12 protein-coding genes are annotated in these 14454 nt (G+C 76.4%); all 12 read left to right on the top strand.

The genetic code is table 11. The features are described 5' to 3' along the window. The first annotated feature begins 12 nt into the window (after positions 1-12). The 12 genes from pheS (at position 13) to tyrS (ending at position 14074) form a co-directional block, all read left to right on the top strand. The gene (pheS, locus tag ACYQBY_RS08890; protein WP_459643495.1) at positions 13-1110 is read left to right on the top strand and encodes a phenylalanine--tRNA ligase subunit alpha; all 1098 of its coding nucleotides are present in this window, start codon (positions 13-15) and stop codon (positions 1108-1110) included. Further along, positions 1110-3668, top strand: a complete 2559-nt coding sequence (gene pheT, locus ACYQBY_RS08885; protein WP_459643494.1) for a phenylalanine--tRNA ligase subunit beta — start codon at positions 1110-1112, stop codon at positions 3666-3668. The genes pheS and pheT overlap by 1 nt, the downstream gene beginning before the upstream one ends. Continuing rightward, the gene (locus tag ACYQBY_RS08880; protein WP_459643493.1) at positions 3661-4506 is read left to right on the top strand and encodes an SDR family oxidoreductase; all 846 of its coding nucleotides are present in this window, start codon (positions 3661-3663) and stop codon (positions 4504-4506) included. Before pheT ends, ACYQBY_RS08880 begins: the two co-directional genes overlap by 8 nt. A gap of 52 nt (positions 4507-4558) precedes the next feature. Continuing rightward, positions 4559-5623 (top strand): N-acetyl-gamma-glutamyl-phosphate reductase, encoded by a 1065-nt coding sequence (argC, locus tag ACYQBY_RS08875; RefSeq protein ID WP_459643492.1) that lies wholly within the window; start codon positions 4559-4561, stop codon positions 5621-5623. Beyond that, entirely contained in the window at positions 5620-6771 is a 1152-nt protein-coding gene (gene argJ / locus ACYQBY_RS08870; protein WP_459643491.1) for a bifunctional glutamate N-acetyltransferase/amino-acid acetyltransferase ArgJ, read from the top strand. The genes argC and argJ overlap by 4 nt, the downstream gene beginning before the upstream one ends. Before the next feature lie 164 nt (positions 6772-6935). Continuing rightward, positions 6936-7784, top strand: coding sequence for an acetylglutamate kinase (argB, locus tag ACYQBY_RS08865; RefSeq protein WP_459643854.1), 849 nt, complete (start codon positions 6936-6938; stop codon positions 7782-7784). A gap of 62 nt (positions 7785-7846) precedes the next feature. Next, complete coding sequence (locus ACYQBY_RS08860) at positions 7847-9106, top strand: acetylornithine transaminase (protein WP_459643853.1); 1260 nt, start codon at positions 7847-7849, stop codon at positions 9104-9106. After that, complete coding sequence (argF, locus tag ACYQBY_RS08855) at positions 9103-10035, top strand: ornithine carbamoyltransferase (protein ID WP_459643490.1); 933 nt, start codon at positions 9103-9105, stop codon at positions 10033-10035. The genes ACYQBY_RS08860 and argF overlap by 4 nt, the downstream gene beginning before the upstream one ends. Continuing rightward, entirely contained in the window at positions 10032-10598 is a 567-nt protein-coding gene (locus ACYQBY_RS08850; RefSeq protein WP_459643489.1) for an arginine repressor, read from the top strand. The genes argF and ACYQBY_RS08850 overlap by 4 nt, the downstream gene beginning before the upstream one ends. A 45-nt stretch (positions 10599-10643) precedes the next feature. Next, complete coding sequence (gene argH / locus ACYQBY_RS08845) at positions 10644-12104, top strand: argininosuccinate lyase (RefSeq protein ID WP_459643488.1); 1461 nt, start codon at positions 10644-10646, stop codon at positions 12102-12104. Beyond that, entirely contained in the window at positions 12101-12736 is a 636-nt protein-coding gene (locus ACYQBY_RS08840) for a DNA-3-methyladenine glycosylase (protein ID WP_459643487.1), read from the top strand. Before argH ends, ACYQBY_RS08840 begins: the two co-directional genes overlap by 4 nt. A 75-nt stretch (positions 12737-12811) precedes the next feature. Further along, complete coding sequence (gene tyrS, locus ACYQBY_RS08835; RefSeq protein WP_459643486.1) at positions 12812-14074, top strand: tyrosine--tRNA ligase; 1263 nt, start codon at positions 12812-12814, stop codon at positions 14072-14074. Positions 14075-14454 lie beyond the last annotated feature (380 nt).

Here is a 14454-nt window from a genome sequence, read left to right as displayed (position 1 = left end):
GGAAGCCGCCGCATGCCAGCGCCCAGCCCCGACCAGCCCGCCGTGCCCGACCCGCTGTCCGACGAGGCGGTCGAGGCCGCCGTGGCCGCGGCGCTCGCCGACGTGGCGGCCGCGGCCGACCTCGACGACCTCAAGCGCGTCCGGCTCCAGCACGGTGAGGACCGCAGCCCCCTGGCCCTGGCCAACCGGGCGATCGGCGCGCTGCCCGGCCCGCAGAAGGCGGAGGCCGGCAGGCGCGTCGGCGCCGCCCGCGCCCGCGTGCGCGCCGCGCTGGAGGCGCGCACGGGCGTGCTGGAGGCCGAGCGCGACGAGCGGGTGCTGCGCGAGGAGGCCGTGGACGTCACGCTGCCCCCGCGGCGGGGCGAGCGCGGTGCCCGCCACCCGCTGTCCACGCTGTCCGAGCGCATCTGCGACGTCTTCACCGCCCTGGGCTGGGAGGTCGCCGAGGGTCCCGAGGTCGAGGCGGAGTGGTTCAACTTCGACGCCCTGAACTTCGACGCCGACCACCCGGCGCGGCAGATGCAGGACACCTTCTTCGTCGCCGACGCGCAGGGCGGGGAGGACTCCGGCCTGGTGCTGCGCACGCACACCTCCCCCGTGCAGGCGCGCTCGCTGCTGGAGCGGGGCGTGCCGCTGTACGTCGCCTGCCCCGGCCGGGTGTTCCGCACCGACGAGCTGGACGCCACGCACACGCCGGTGTTCCACCAGGTGGAGGGCATCGCGGTGGACGAGGGCCTGACGATGGCGCACCTGAAGGGCACCCTGGAGCACCTGGCCCGGGCCCTGTTCGGCCCCGTCGCGCGCGTCCGGTTCCGCCCGTCCTACTTCCCCTTCACCGAGCCGTCGGCGGAGGTGGACGTCTGGTTCCCCGCCAAGCGCGGCGGGGCCGGCTGGATCGAGTGGGGCGGCTGCGGCATGGTCAACCCGAACGTGCTGCGCGCCTGCGGGGTCGACCCCGCGCGCTACAGCGGTTTCGCGTTCGGCATGGGCATCGAGCGGACCCTGATGTTCCGCGACAGCATCACGGACATGCGCCACATGGTCGAGGGCGACGTGCGGTTCAGCCGCGCCTTCGGATTCGAGGACCTGACCGCTGGAGGAGAGCGCTGATGCGGGTTCCGCTGCCCTGGCTGGCGGAGTACGTCGACCTCGTCGAGGGCCACGGGGCGGAGGAGGTGGCCGCCGCCCTGGTCCGCGTGGGGCTGGAGGAGGAGGCCGTCCACCGCTCCGGGGTCAGCGGCCCCGTCGTCGTCGGCCGCGTCCTGGACGTCACGCCCGAGCCGCAGAAGAACGGCAAGACGATCAACTGGTGCCACGTCGACGTCGGCGACGGCGCCGAGGGCGGGCGCGGCATCGTGTGCGGGGCGCACAACTTCGCCGCGGGCGACACGGTCGTCGTGGCGCTGCCCGGCGCCGAGCTGCCCGGCCCCTTCCCGATCAGCGCCCGCAGGACGTACGGGCACGTCTCCGACGGGATGATCTGCTCGGCGAAGGAGCTCGGCCTCGGCGAGGACCACGCCGGGATCATCGTGCTCGAGCGGTTCCTCGGCGGTGAGGTGCCCGCCCCCGGGACGGACGCGGTGGCGCTGCTCGGCCTGGCCGAGGAGACCGTCGAGGTCAACGTCACCCCCGACCGCGGGTACTGCTTCAGCATCCGCGGCATCGCCCGGGAGTACGCGCACGCCACCTCCCGGCCCGTGGCCGGGGCCCTGCGCGACCCGGCGGCGGTGGAGGTCCGCGAGCCCGCCGAGCCCGGCGAGGGCCCCGCGGTGCGCCTGGCCGACGAGGCGCCGCTGCGCGGGCGGGCCGGCTGCGACCGCTTCGTCACCCGCCTCGTGCGGGGGCTGGACCCCGCCGCGGTGAGCCCGGCGTGGTTGCAGCGCCGCCTGAAGCAGGCGGGGATGCGGCCGGTGTCGCTGGCGGTGGACGTGACGAACTACGTCATGCTCGCCACCGGCCAGCCGCTGCACGCCTACGACCGCTCCGCGGTGCGCGGGGAGGTCGTGGTGCGCCGGGCCCGGGCCGGGGAGCGGCTGCGCACCCTCGACGGGGTGGAGCGCGCCCTGGACGCCGAGGACCTGCTCATCACCGACGAGGGCGCCGACGGCACCTCCCGGGTGCTCGGCCTGGCCGGGGTCATGGGCGGCGCGGACAGCGAGGTCGCCGGCACCACCACCGACCTCGTGGTGGAGGCCGCCCACTTCGACCCGGTGTCCGTGGCCCGCACCGCGCGCCGGCACAAGCTGTCCTCGGAGGCGGCGCGCCGCTTCGAGCGCGGCGTGGACCCCGAGCTCCCCCCGGCCGCGGCGGAGCTCGCGGTGCGCCTGCTCGTGGAACACGGCGGCGCCACGGCGGTCAGCGGCGGCGTGGACGTCGACGAGCGCGTCCCCCTCCCGGCGGTGGAGCTGCCGCTGGACCTGCCCACCAAGCTCGTGGGGGTGGCGTACTCCGCCTTCGACGTGGTGGGCGAGCTCACCGAGATCGGCTGCTCCTGGGACGACACGGGGGAGGGCGTGGTGGTGGTGCGGCCCCCGTCGTGGCGCCCGGACCTGCGCCAGCCGGTGGACCTGGTCGAGGAGGTCGCGCGGCTGCGCGGCTACGACGCGATCCCCTCGGTGCTGCCGGCGGCCCGCACCGGCGGCGGCCTGACCCGCGCCCAGCGGGCCCGCCGCTCGGTGGCGAGGGCGCTGGCCGACGCCGGCGGTGTGGAGGTCCTGTCGTACCCGTTCGTGGCTCCCGCGGTGCACGACGCGCTGGGCCTGCCGGCGGACGACGCGCGCCGCAGCGCGCTGCGGCTGGTGAACCCGCTGTCGGAGGAGCAGCCGCTGATGCGCACCAGCGTGCTGGACTCCCTCGTGGAGGTGCTGCGCCGCAACGTGAGCCGGGGCGCGCGGGACGTGGTGCTGTTCGAGGTGGGGGCGGTGACGCTGCCCGGGCCGGAGCGCCCGCGGGCCCCCCTGCCCGGGGTGGCGGAGCGACCCGGGGAGGAGGAGCTGGCGGCGCTGGAGGCGGCGGTGCCCGCCCAGCCCCGGCACCTCGGGGCCCTGCTGGCCGGTGCCCGCCGCGGCCCGGGCTGGGGTCCGGAGGGCTGGGTCCGCACGCCGGAGCCCGCGACGTGGGCCGACGCGGTGGAGCTGGCCCGCACGGCCGCCGCCGCGGTGGGCCTGGAGGTGGTGGTCTCGGCGGCCGGCGTGGCGCCGTGGCACCCGGGCCGCTGCGCGCGCATCGGCACCGCCGACGGGCGGGAGCTGGGCTTCGCGGGGGAGCTGCACCCGCGCGTCGTGGCCGCCCTGGAGCTGCCGGCGCGCACCTGTGCGGTGGAGCTGGACCTCGACGCGCTCGTCGCGGCCGCCCCGGCGTCCGTGGCCGCCCCGGCCGTCCCGGCGTTCCCGCCGGCGCTGCAGGACGTCTCCCTCGTGGTGGACGCGGGTGTCCCGGCGGCGGAGGTGGAGGCCGCGCTGCGCGCCGGGGGAGGCGAGCTGCTGGAGGACGTCCGGCTCTTCGACGTCTACACGGGCGACCAGGTCGGCGAGGGCCGGCGCTCGCTGGCGTTCGCCCTGCGCTTCCGGGCGCCGGACCGCACGCTCACGGCGGAGGAGGCCGGCGCCGCGCGGGAGGCCGCCGTCGCCGAGGCGGCCGGCCGCACCGGGGCCGTGCAGCGTGCCTGAGGCGCCCGGCGGGGCCGTTCCCGCCGTGGTGCCACCCCCGGCGCGCACCGCCCTGGTGACGGGCGCGTCGGGGGGGATCGGGCGCATCCTGTCGCTCGCGCTGGCGGGGGCGGGCGTGGCGGTGGGGCTCGTCGGCCGCGACGCCGGGCGGCTGGAGGTGACCCGGGCCGCGGTGCAGGAGGCCGGCGGCCGCGCGGTGGTGGCGGTGGCCGACGTCACCGACGCCGCGCAGGTCGCCGCCGCCGTGGCCGCCGTGGAGGCGGGCCTGGGCGGTGTGGACCTGCTCGTGAACAACGCGGGCGTCATCGAGCGCTCCGAGGTGCCCGTGTGGGAGGCGGACCCGGAGGAGTGGTGGCACGTGGTGTCCACGACCCTGCGCGCCTCCTTCCTGCTGGTGCAGGCGGTGGTGCCGGGGATGCTGCGCCGGGGCGGTGGCCGGGTGGTGGACCTGTCCTCCGGGGCGGGTGCGCAGGACCGGGAGGTCCACACGGGGCACTGCACGGGCAAGGCGGGGTTGTTCCGCATCGCCGGGGGCGTGCACCTGGCCGGGTACGGGCGCGGGCTGCGCTCCTTCGAGATGTCGCCGGGGGTGGTGCCCACCGCCATGAGCACCGGCATGTCGCAGCACGCGGGGCGGGTGGAGTGGACCCCACCCGAGGCGGTGGCGGGGCTGCTGCTGGCGATCGCGCGGGGGGAGCTGGACGCCTTCTCGGGCGGGTTCCTGCGGGCGGGCGTGGACGAGCCGGCGGCGCTGCGGGCGGCCGCCGCGGCCGGGCTGGCGGAGGGGGCGCGGCGCCTGCTGGTGCGCCCGTACGGGCCGGGGGACCCGCTCGGCTGAGCGCTCGCGAACTCCGCTGGATATCCACCCGCTGAGGTGTATGGTCATGCGCATGATTCCGGACGCAACGGCCCCCCTGCGCGCGGCGGTCGCCGGCGCCAGCGGCTACGCCGGCGGCGAGCTGCTGCGCCTGCTGCTGCAGCACCCCCGCTTCGAGGTGGGCGCGCTGACCGCCGCGAGCAGCGCCGGCAGCACCCTCGGCGAGCACCAGCCGCACCTGCCCGCCCTCGCCGGCCGCGTCCTGCAGCCCACGACGCCGGAGGTGCTCGCCGGCCACGACGTCGTCTTCCTCGCCCTGCCGCACGGGGCGTCCGCCGGGATCGCCGCCGCGCTCGGCGACGACGTCGTGGTCGTGGACTGCGGCGCGGACCACCGGCTCGCCGACGCCTCCGCCTGGGCGGAGTTCTACGGCGGCGCCCACGCCGGCACCTGGCCGTACGGGCTGCCCGAGCTGCGCTCCGCCGGCGGTGCCGCCCAGCGCGAGGCCCTCAAGGGCGCGCGGCGCATCGCCGTGCCCGGCTGCTACCCCACCGCCGTGAGCCTGGCCCTGGCACCCGGCTTCGCCGCCGGCCTGCTGCAGCACGACGACGTCGTGGTCGTCGCCGCCTCCGGCACCTCCGGCGCCGGCAAGGGCCTCAAGGCGCACCTGCTCGGCGCGGAGGTCATGGGCTCGATGTCCCCCTACGGCGTCGGCGGCGTGCACCGGCACACCCCGGAGATCGAGCAGAACCTCGGCCGGGCCGCCGGCGCGCCGGTGCGGGTCTCCTTCACCCCCACCCTGGCGCCCATGCCCCGCGGCATCCTCGCCACCTGCACCGCCCGGCTCGCCCCCGGCGCCGACCCCGCCGCCGTGCGCGCCGCCTGGGTGGACGCCTACGCCGGCGAGGCCTTCGTGCACGTCCTGCCCGAGGGGCGCTGGCCCAGCACCGGCGCCGTCCTCGGCTCCAACGCCGTCCAGCTCCAGGTGGCCGTCGACGCCCGCGCCGGGCGCGTCGTCGTCGTGGCGGCCGTCGACAACCTCACCAAGGGCACCGCGGGAGGCGCCGTGCAGAGCGTGAACATCGCCCTGGACCTGGGGGAGACCACGGGCCTGAGCGCGGCGGGGGTGGCGCCGTGAGCGTCACCGCCCCCGCCGGTTTCCGGGCCGGCGCTGCCACCGCGGGGCTGAAGGCCAGCGGGAAGCCCGACATCGCCCTCGTCGTCAACGAGGGGCCCTCCGACGCCGCCGCGGCCGTCTACACCTCCAACCGGTGCAAGGCGCACCCGGTGCTGTGGAGCGAGCGCGCCAGCGCCGACGGCCACGTCCGCGCCGTGGTGCTGAACTCCGGCGGCGCGAACTGCTTCACCGGCCCGGAGGGTTTCCAGACCACCCACGCCACCGCCGAGCTGGTCGGGGAGCTGACCGGGTGCGGCGCAGCCGATGTGGTCGTCTGCTCCACCGGCCTCATCGGCGTCCTGCCCGACCGGGAGAAACTGCTCGCCGGGGTCCGCGCCGCACACACCGCGCTGTCGGCGGACGGCGGCCCCGACGCCGCCACCGCCATCATGACCACGGACACGGTCCCCAAGCAGGCGCTCGCCCGCGGGGACGGTTTCACCGTCGGCGGCATGGCCAAGGGCGCGGGCATGCTCGCCCCCGGCCTGGCCACCATGCTCGTCGTCCTGACCACCGACGCCGTCGCCGAGCCCGCCGAGCTGGACGCCACCCTGCGCGCCGCGACCCGCACCACCTTCGACCGCGTCGACTCCGACGGCTGCATGTCCACCAACGACACCGTCGTGCTCCTCGCCTCCGGTGCGAGCGGCACCCGCCCCGACCCCGCGGACCTCGCCGAGGCGGTGCAGGCCGTCTGCGCGGACCTCGCGCGCAAGCTCGTCGCCGACGCCGAGGGCGCCGAGCACGACATCGCGGTGGAGGTGCTGGGAGCCGCCAGCGAGGAGGACGCCGTCGAGGTCGCCCGCTCCGTGGCCCGCAACGCCCTCTTCAAGACCGCGGTGTTCGGCAGGGACCCCAACTGGGGCCGCGTCCTGGCCGCGGTGGGCACCACCTCCGCCGAGTTCGACCCCTTCGCCCTCGACGTCACCCTCAACGGTGTCGCGGTGTGCGTCGCCGGCGCCCCGGGTGAGGACCCCGCCGCGGTCGACCTCACCCCCCGCGACGTGCACGTGCGCATCGACCTGCACGCCGGGCAGGCCTCGGCCACGGTGTGGACGAACGACCTCACCCACGCCTACGTCCACGAGAACAGCGCGTACTCGACATGAGCGGAGCACCCGTGAGCGACACGGTGACCGACCCCGTGACCCACTCCGCGGCCGACCCCTCGACCGGCCCCGTGGCCGACCTCGTGGACGGTGCCGTCACCACGACCGGCACCAGCGCCGAGCAGGACGCGGCCACCGCCGCGGAGGCCGCCGCCAAGGCGCAGGTGCTGGTCGAGGCCCTGCCCTGGCTGCAGCGCTGGCGCGGCGCGATCGTCGTCGTGAAGTACGGCGGCAACGCCATGGTCGACGAGGACCTCAAGCGCGCCTTCGCCGAGGACGTCGTGTTCCTGCGCACGGCCGGCCTGCGCCCCGTCGTCGTGCACGGCGGCGGCCCGCAGATCTCCGCCATGCTCGACAGGCTGGGCATCGCCAGCGAGTTCCGCGGCGGGCTGCGCGTCACCACCCCGGAGGCCATGGAGGTCGTCCGGATGGTGCTCACCGGCCAGGTCGGCCGCGAGCTCGTCAACCTCGTCAACTCCCACGGCCCCCTCGCCGTGGGCCTGTCCGGGGAGGACGCCGGGCTGCTGCGCGCGGAGCGCCGCTCCGCGCTCGTCGACGGCGAACCGGTCGACGTGGGCCTCGTCGGCGACGTCGTGCACGTGGACCCCAGCGCCGTCGTCGACCTGCTCGACGCCGGGCGCATCCCCGTCATCTCCACCATCGCCCCGCAGGCCGACGGCGACGGGCAGGTGCTCAACGTCAACGCCGACACCGCCGCCTCCGCGATCGCCGTGGCCCTGGGCGCGCAGAAGTTCGTCGTCATGACCGACGTGGCCGGCCTCTACTCCGACTGGCCGGACCGCGCCTCCCTCGTGCGGGAGATCACCGCCGACGCGCTGGAGGGCATGCTGCCCGCCCTGCAGTCCGGGATGGTCCCGAAGATGGAGGCGTGCCTGCGGGCGGTGCGCGGCGGGGTCCCCCGAGCCACCGTCATCGACGGCCGGCTCGCGCACGCGGTGCTGCTGGAGGTCTTCACCTCCACCGGCGTCGGCACGATGGTGGTGCCCTCGTGAGCGCCGAGGGGACCACCGGGGGGACCGCGCAGGAGACGACGGTCGAGCTGCCCGGCGGTCACGTGCGCGTGCAGGCCTCCGATGCGCTGCCCGTGACCGAGGGCAGCGCCGAGGCGTGGCTGGAGCGCTACTCCGGCGCCGTCATGAGCACCTACGGCCGCCCGCAGCGCGTCCTCGTGCGCGGGGAGGGCTGCCACGTCTGGGACGCCGACGGCAGGCGCTACCTCGACCTGCTCGCCGGCATCGCGACGAACGTCCTCGGCCACGCGCACCCGCTGCTCGTCTCCGCGGTCACCGCGCAGCTGGCCACCCTCGGGCACGTCTCGAACTTCTTCGCCACCGCCCCGCAGGTCGCGCTCGCCGAGCGGCTGCTCGCGCTGGCCGGCGCCCCCGCCGGCTCGCGGGTGTTCCTGTGCAACTCCGGCGCCGAGGCCAACGAGGCGGCGTTCAAGATGACCCGCCGCACCGGCCGCACCCGGGTCGTGGCCGCCGTCGACGGGTTCCACGGCCGGACGATGGGCGCCCTCGCGCTGACCCACAAACCCGATTACCGGGCCCCGTTCGAGCCGCTGCCCGGCGGCGTGGTGCACGTGCCGTTCGGGGACGCGGCCGCGCTCGAGGCCGCCGTCGACGGCCGCACCGCCGCGGTGTTCCTGGAACCGGTGCAGGGCGAGGGCGGGGTGCGGCCCGCCCCCGCGGGGTACCTGGCCGCCGCCCGCCGGATCACCCGCGAGCACGACGCCCTGCTCGTCCTCGACGAGGTGCAGACCGGCGTGGGCCGGTGCGGGGAGTGGTTCGCGCACCAGGTCCCCGGCCTCGGCGGGCCGGACGTGCAGCCCGACGTCGTGACCCTCGCCAAGGGCCTCGGCGGCGGCATCCCGATCGGCGCGGTCGTCGCACTCGGCCCCCGCGCGGCGGCCCTGCTGGGCGCCGGGCAGCACGGTTCCACCTTCGGCGGCAACCCCGTCGCCTGTGCCGCGGCCCTGGCCACCCTGCACGCGGTCGAGCGCGACGGCCTGCTCGCCAACGCCCGGGCCGTCGGTGCCCGGCTGCGCGAGGGGATCGACGCCCTGCGGCACCCGCTCGTCGGGCAGGTGCGCGGCGTGGGGCTGCTGCTGGCCGTCGGGCTGTCCCAGCCGCTGGCCGCGCAGGTCGTCGCCGCGGCCCTGGACGCCGGTTTCGTCGTCAACGCGGTGCGCCCGGACGCGGTCCGGCTCGCGCCGCCGCTGATCCTCACCGCGACCCAGGCCGAGGAGTTCCTCGCCGCCCTGCCGGGCGTGCTGGACGCTGCCCTCGCCACCCAGGACGGAGCCCCCGCGTGACCCGCCACTTCCTCGCCGACGACGACCTGAGCCCCGCCGAGCAGCGGGAGGTCCTCGACCTCGCGCTGAGCCTCAAGGCGGACCGCTTCGCCGAGCGGCCCCTGGAGGGCCCGCGGGCGGTGGCGGTCCTCTTCGACAAGCCCTCCACCCGCACCCGGGTCTCCTTCAGCACCGGCATCGCCGAGCTGGGCGGTTTCCCGCTGGTGCTGGAGTCCGCCGGCTCCCAGCTCGGCCGCGGGGAGACCGAGGAGGACACCGCCCGGGTCCTGGAGCGGCAGGTCGCGGCGATCGTGTGGCGCACCTTCGCCCAGGAACGCCTGGAGCGGATGGCCGCGGTCTCCCGCGTGCCCGTGGTGAACGCCCTGACCGACCTGTACCACCCCTGCCAGATCCTCGCGGACCTGCTGACGGTGCGGGAGCGCCGCGGTTCCCTCGCCGGGGCCACGCTCACCTACCTCGGCGACGGCGCGAACAACATGGCGCACTCCTACGCCCTCGGTGGCGCGGTGGCGGGCGTGCACGTGCGGATCGGTGCGCCGGCGGGGGCGTTCCCCGACGAGGCGGTCATCGCCCGGGCCCGGCGCGTGGCGCAGGCCACGGGCGGCTCGGTGACCGTCACGGACGACCCGGTGGCCGCCGCCGAGGGCGCCGACGTGCTGGCCACCGACACCTGGGTCTCCATGGGTCAGGAGGAGGACCCGGTGCGCACCGCCGCGCTGGCGCCGTACGCCCTGGACGAGGCCGCGGTGGCGCGCGCCGCCGCCGACGTCGTGGTCCTGCACTGCCTGCCCGCCTACCGCGGCAAGGAGATCGCCGCCTCGGTGCTGGACGGGCCCCGCTCGGCGGTGTGGGACGAGGCGGAGAACCGGCTGCACGCGCAGAAGGCCCTGCTCGTGTGGCTGCTGGCCCGCAGCGCCGGGGCGCGATGACCGACCAGGTGGCGAGGCCGGGGGCCCAGCACCCGGGGCAGGGCTCCCCGGGCACCAAGGCGTCCCGGCACGCCCGGATCTCCGAGGTCCTGCGGCGGCGCCCGGTGCGCTCGCAGACCGAGCTCGCCGCCCACCTCGCCGCCGACGGCGTGGCCGTGACCCAGGCGACGCTCTCGCGCGACCTCGTCGAGCTGGGCGCGGTGAAGGTCCGCGACGGCGAGGGGGGCCTGGTGTACGCGCTGCCCTCCGAGGGCGGGGACCGGACCCCCCAGCCGGGCCTGACGCAGGAGGTCCTCGACGCCCGGCTGGCGCGCTGGTGCGAGGAGCTGCTGGTGACGGCGGAGGCCTCGGCGAACCTCGTCGTCCTGCGCACCCCGCCGGGGGCCGCGCAGTTCCTCGCCTCCGCGATCGACCACTCCACCATGCCCGCCCTGCTCGGCACCATCGCCGGTGACGACACCGTCCTCGTCATCACCCGCACACCCGACGGCGGGGACGAGGTCGCCGCCCGGTTCCTGGCCCTGGCCCGGCGCGAGGTGGCCGAGCCGCCCGGACAGCCCTGAACCACCCGCTCCACCACCAGCACCCCCTCGACGAAGGAGCCCTCCGTGACCGAGCCCGCGGCTGAGACCGGCACCCCCCAGGGGGGCGAGAAGGGGCTGTGGGGCGCGCGGTTCGCCACCGGCCCGGCCGAGGCCATGGCGGCGCTGTCGAGGTCCACGCACTTCGACTGGCGCCTGGCCCGCTACGACCTGGCCGGCTCCCGCGCCCACGCCCGCGTGCTGCACCGGGCCGGGCTGCTGGACGACGCGCTGCTGGAGGCGCTCCTGGCCGGGATCGACGCCCTCGACGCCGACGTCGCCTCCGGCGCGTTCACCGCCGCACCCGACGACGAGGACGTCCACTCCGCGCTGGAGCGCGGCCTGGTGGAGCGGCTCGGGCCGGACGTGGGGGGCCGCCTGCGCGCCGGGCGCAGCCGCAACGACCAGATCGCCACGCTGCTGCGGATGTACCTGCGCGAGCACGCCCGCACGATCGCCGCGCTGGTGCTCGACGTCGTGCACGCCCTCGTGGACCAGGCCGCGGCGCACCCGGGTGCGGCGATGCCGGGGCGCACGCACCTGCAGCACGCGCAGCCGGTGCTGCTGGCGCACTCCCTGCTGGCCCACGCCTGGCCGCTGCTGCGGGACGTGGAGCGGCTCCGGGACTGGGACGCGCGCGCCGCGGTGTCCCCGTACGGCTCCGGCGCCCTGGCGGGCTCCTCCCTCGGGCTGGACCCCGCCCTGGTCGCGGCGGAGCTGGGTTTCGGGCGCAGCGTGGAGAACTCCATCGACGGCACGGCCTCGCGGGACGTGGCCGCGGAGTTCGCCTTCGTCGCCGCGATGATCGGGGTGGACCTGTCCCGGATCTCCGAGGAGGTCGTCCTGTGGGCGACGAAGGAGTTCTCCTTCGTCGCGCTGCACGACGCCTGGTCGACGGGGTCGAGCATCATGCCGCAGAAGAAGAACCCGGACGTCGCCGAGCTGGCCCGCGGCAAGGCCGGGCGGCTCATCGGGGACCTCACCGGCCTGCTGGCCACCCTCAAGGGCCTGCCCCTGGCGTACAACCGGGACCTGCAGGAGGACAAGGAACCCGTCTTCGACGCGGTCGACACCCTGGAGGTCCTGCTCCCGGCCGTGGCGGGCATGGTGGGCACGCTGACCTTCAACACCGGGCGCATGGCCGAGCTCGCGCCGCAGGGCTTCGCCCTCGCCACGGACGTCGCGGAGTGGCTGGTCCGCCAGGGCGTCCCCTTCCGCGACGCCCACGCCGTCGCGGGCGCCTGCGTGCGCCGCTGCGAGGAGCGCACCGCCGCGGAGGGTCGCGGCGTGGAGCTGTGGGACCTGACCGACGCCGACCTCGCCGGCGTCTCGCCGCACCTGACGCCGCAGGTGCGCACCGTGCTGAGCACCTCCGGCTCCCTGGCCTCGCGCGACGGGGCGGGGGGCACCGCCCCGGCACGGGTGGCGGAGCAGCTGGAGACGGCGCGCGCGGCCCTGGCCTCGCACCGGGCGTGGCTGGACGCGTGAGCCCGGGCGCCGGCGGGCGCCTGCCGCGGGAGTTCTTCGCGCGGCAGGTGCTCGACGTGGCCCGCGACCTCCTCGGCTGCGTCGTGCGGCACCGCACGCCCGGCGGGGAGGTCGCCGTGCGGCTGACGGAGGTGGAGGCGTACGCGGGGGAGCAGGACCCCGGCTCCCACGCCTTCCGGGGCCGCACCCCGCGCACGGAGGTGATGTTCGGCGAGGCCGGGCACGCCTACGTGTACTTCAGCTACGGGATGCACTGGTGCGTGAACCTCGTCACCGGGCCGGTGGGGGAGGCCTCGGCCGTCCTGCTGCGCGCCGGTGAGGTCGTGGACGGTCTGGAGCCGGCCCGCGCCCGCCGGGTCGCCGCCCGCACGGACGTGGACCTGGCCCGCGGCCCCGCACGCCTGGCGCAGACCCTCGGCCTCTCCCGGGAGCAGAACGGCGTGGACGTGTGCTCCGGCGGCGCGCTGGGCGTCTGGGCGGGGGCCTCCGTCCCGGAGGAGGCGGTGCGCTGGGGGCCGCGCGTGGGGGTGGCCGGTGCGGGCGCACCGACCCCCTGGCGCTGCTGGGCCGACGGCGAGCCGACCGTCTCGGCGTACCGGGCGGCGATACCGCGTCGCCCGCGCCGCGCCTGATCGGGCAGGCTGTCCGGCGGGCGAGCGGCGCCCACCCGGCAGCGGCCGGGGGCAGAGGTCGGGAGTGGTCGAGTCGTGAGCGACGTGTGGGACGAACTGCGGTGGCGCGGCCTGGTGGCGCAGTCCACCGACGAGGCCGCGCTGCGGGAGGCGCTCGCGTCGGGACCGCTGACCTACTACGTCGGCTTCGACCCGACGGCGCCGAGCCTGCACGTGGGGCACCTCGTCCAGGTCCTCACCGCCCGCCGGCTCCAGCAGGCCGGGCACCGGCCGCTGATCCTCGTCGGCGGGGCCACCGGGCTCATCGGCGACCCGCGCCCGACCGCGGAGCGGACCATGAACGACCCGGAGACGGTCGCCGGCTGGGTGGGGCGGCTGCAGGCGCAGATCACGCCGTTCCTCGACTTCGAGGGCCCGGCCGCCGCGACGGTGGTGGACAACCTCGACTGGACGCGGCAGCTGGGTGCCATCGAGTTCCTGCGGGACCTGGGCAAGCACTTCAGCGTCAACCGGATGCTCGACCGGGAGGCGGTCGCGACCCGGCTGGCGTCCTCCGGCATCAGCTACACGGAGTTCAGCTACGTCCTGCTGCAGAGCAACGACTACCTGGAGCTGCACCGGCGCCACGGCTGCACCCTGCAGCTGGGCGGCAGCGACCAGTGGGGCAACATCACCGCCGGCTGCGAGCTGGTCCGCCGCGTCGAGGGCGCCCACGTGCACGCGCTGGCCACGCCGCTGCTGACGAAGGCGGACGGGACCAAGTTCGGCAAGACGGAGTCCGGTGCCGTCTGGCTGGACCCGGACATGACGTCCCCGTACGCCTTCTACCAGTTCTGGCTCAACGCCGAGGACGCCTCGGTGGCCGGCTACCTGCGCGCCTTCGGCTTCCGCGGCCGGGAGGAGACCGAGGAGCTGGCCCGCCAGGCGGCGCAGGCCCCCGCGGCGCGCGCGGCGCAGCGGGCGCTGGCCCACGACGTGACGGCGCTCGTGCACGGCGCGGACGCCGCCCGCGCCGTGGAGGGAGCCTCGCAGGCGCTCTTCGGCCGCTCCGAGCTCGGGGCCCTGGACGAGCGCACCCTGCGCGACTCCCTCGCCGAGCTGCCGTCGGCGCGTGCCGGCTCCCCGGACGTGGAGGTCGTCGACCTGTTCGTGGCCGCCGGCCTGGCCCCGAGCCGCTCCGCCGCGCGGCGGACGGTCAAGGAGGGCGGCGCGTACGTCTCCAACGTCAAGGTCGAGGCCGAGGACGCGCGCCTGGCGGACTTCCCGCTGCTGCACGGCCGCTACGCGGTGCTGCGCCGCGGGCGCCGTGCCCTCGCCTCCGTGACGCTCGATGACTGACTGCTCACCTCGCGGCGGAAGTCGTTGTCCACCAGCGACTTCCGCCGCAGGGGCGGAGCGGATTTGACCCTCCCGTCGGGTCCGCGTAACGTTCTCGTTGTCGCCCGGACGGGGACGGAGACCAGCCCCGCGAGGGAGGGTCGAGTCCTCCGAGGGTAGGATCGGTCCACTCCCGACATCAGCCTGTGACCCAGGTCACGGAATGCTGTCGGTAGCGAGCTGGTTGTGACATGCAGAAGGTTGCCTCCTTGGCTGCTGCTCTTCGGGGTGGTGGGTGGGTGTGCGTCCGATGTTTGAGAACTCAACAGTGTGCCGAATGTCGATGCCAATAGTTTGACCCCGACTGCCGGTTGCCGTGGCTTTGCCTGTTGTGGGTGGGG

It is taken from the genome of Kineococcus anabasis (assembly GCF_054590795.1).
Note: the sequence above shows the minus strand (reverse complement) of the source record. Positions and strands in the feature narration are given on the sequence as shown.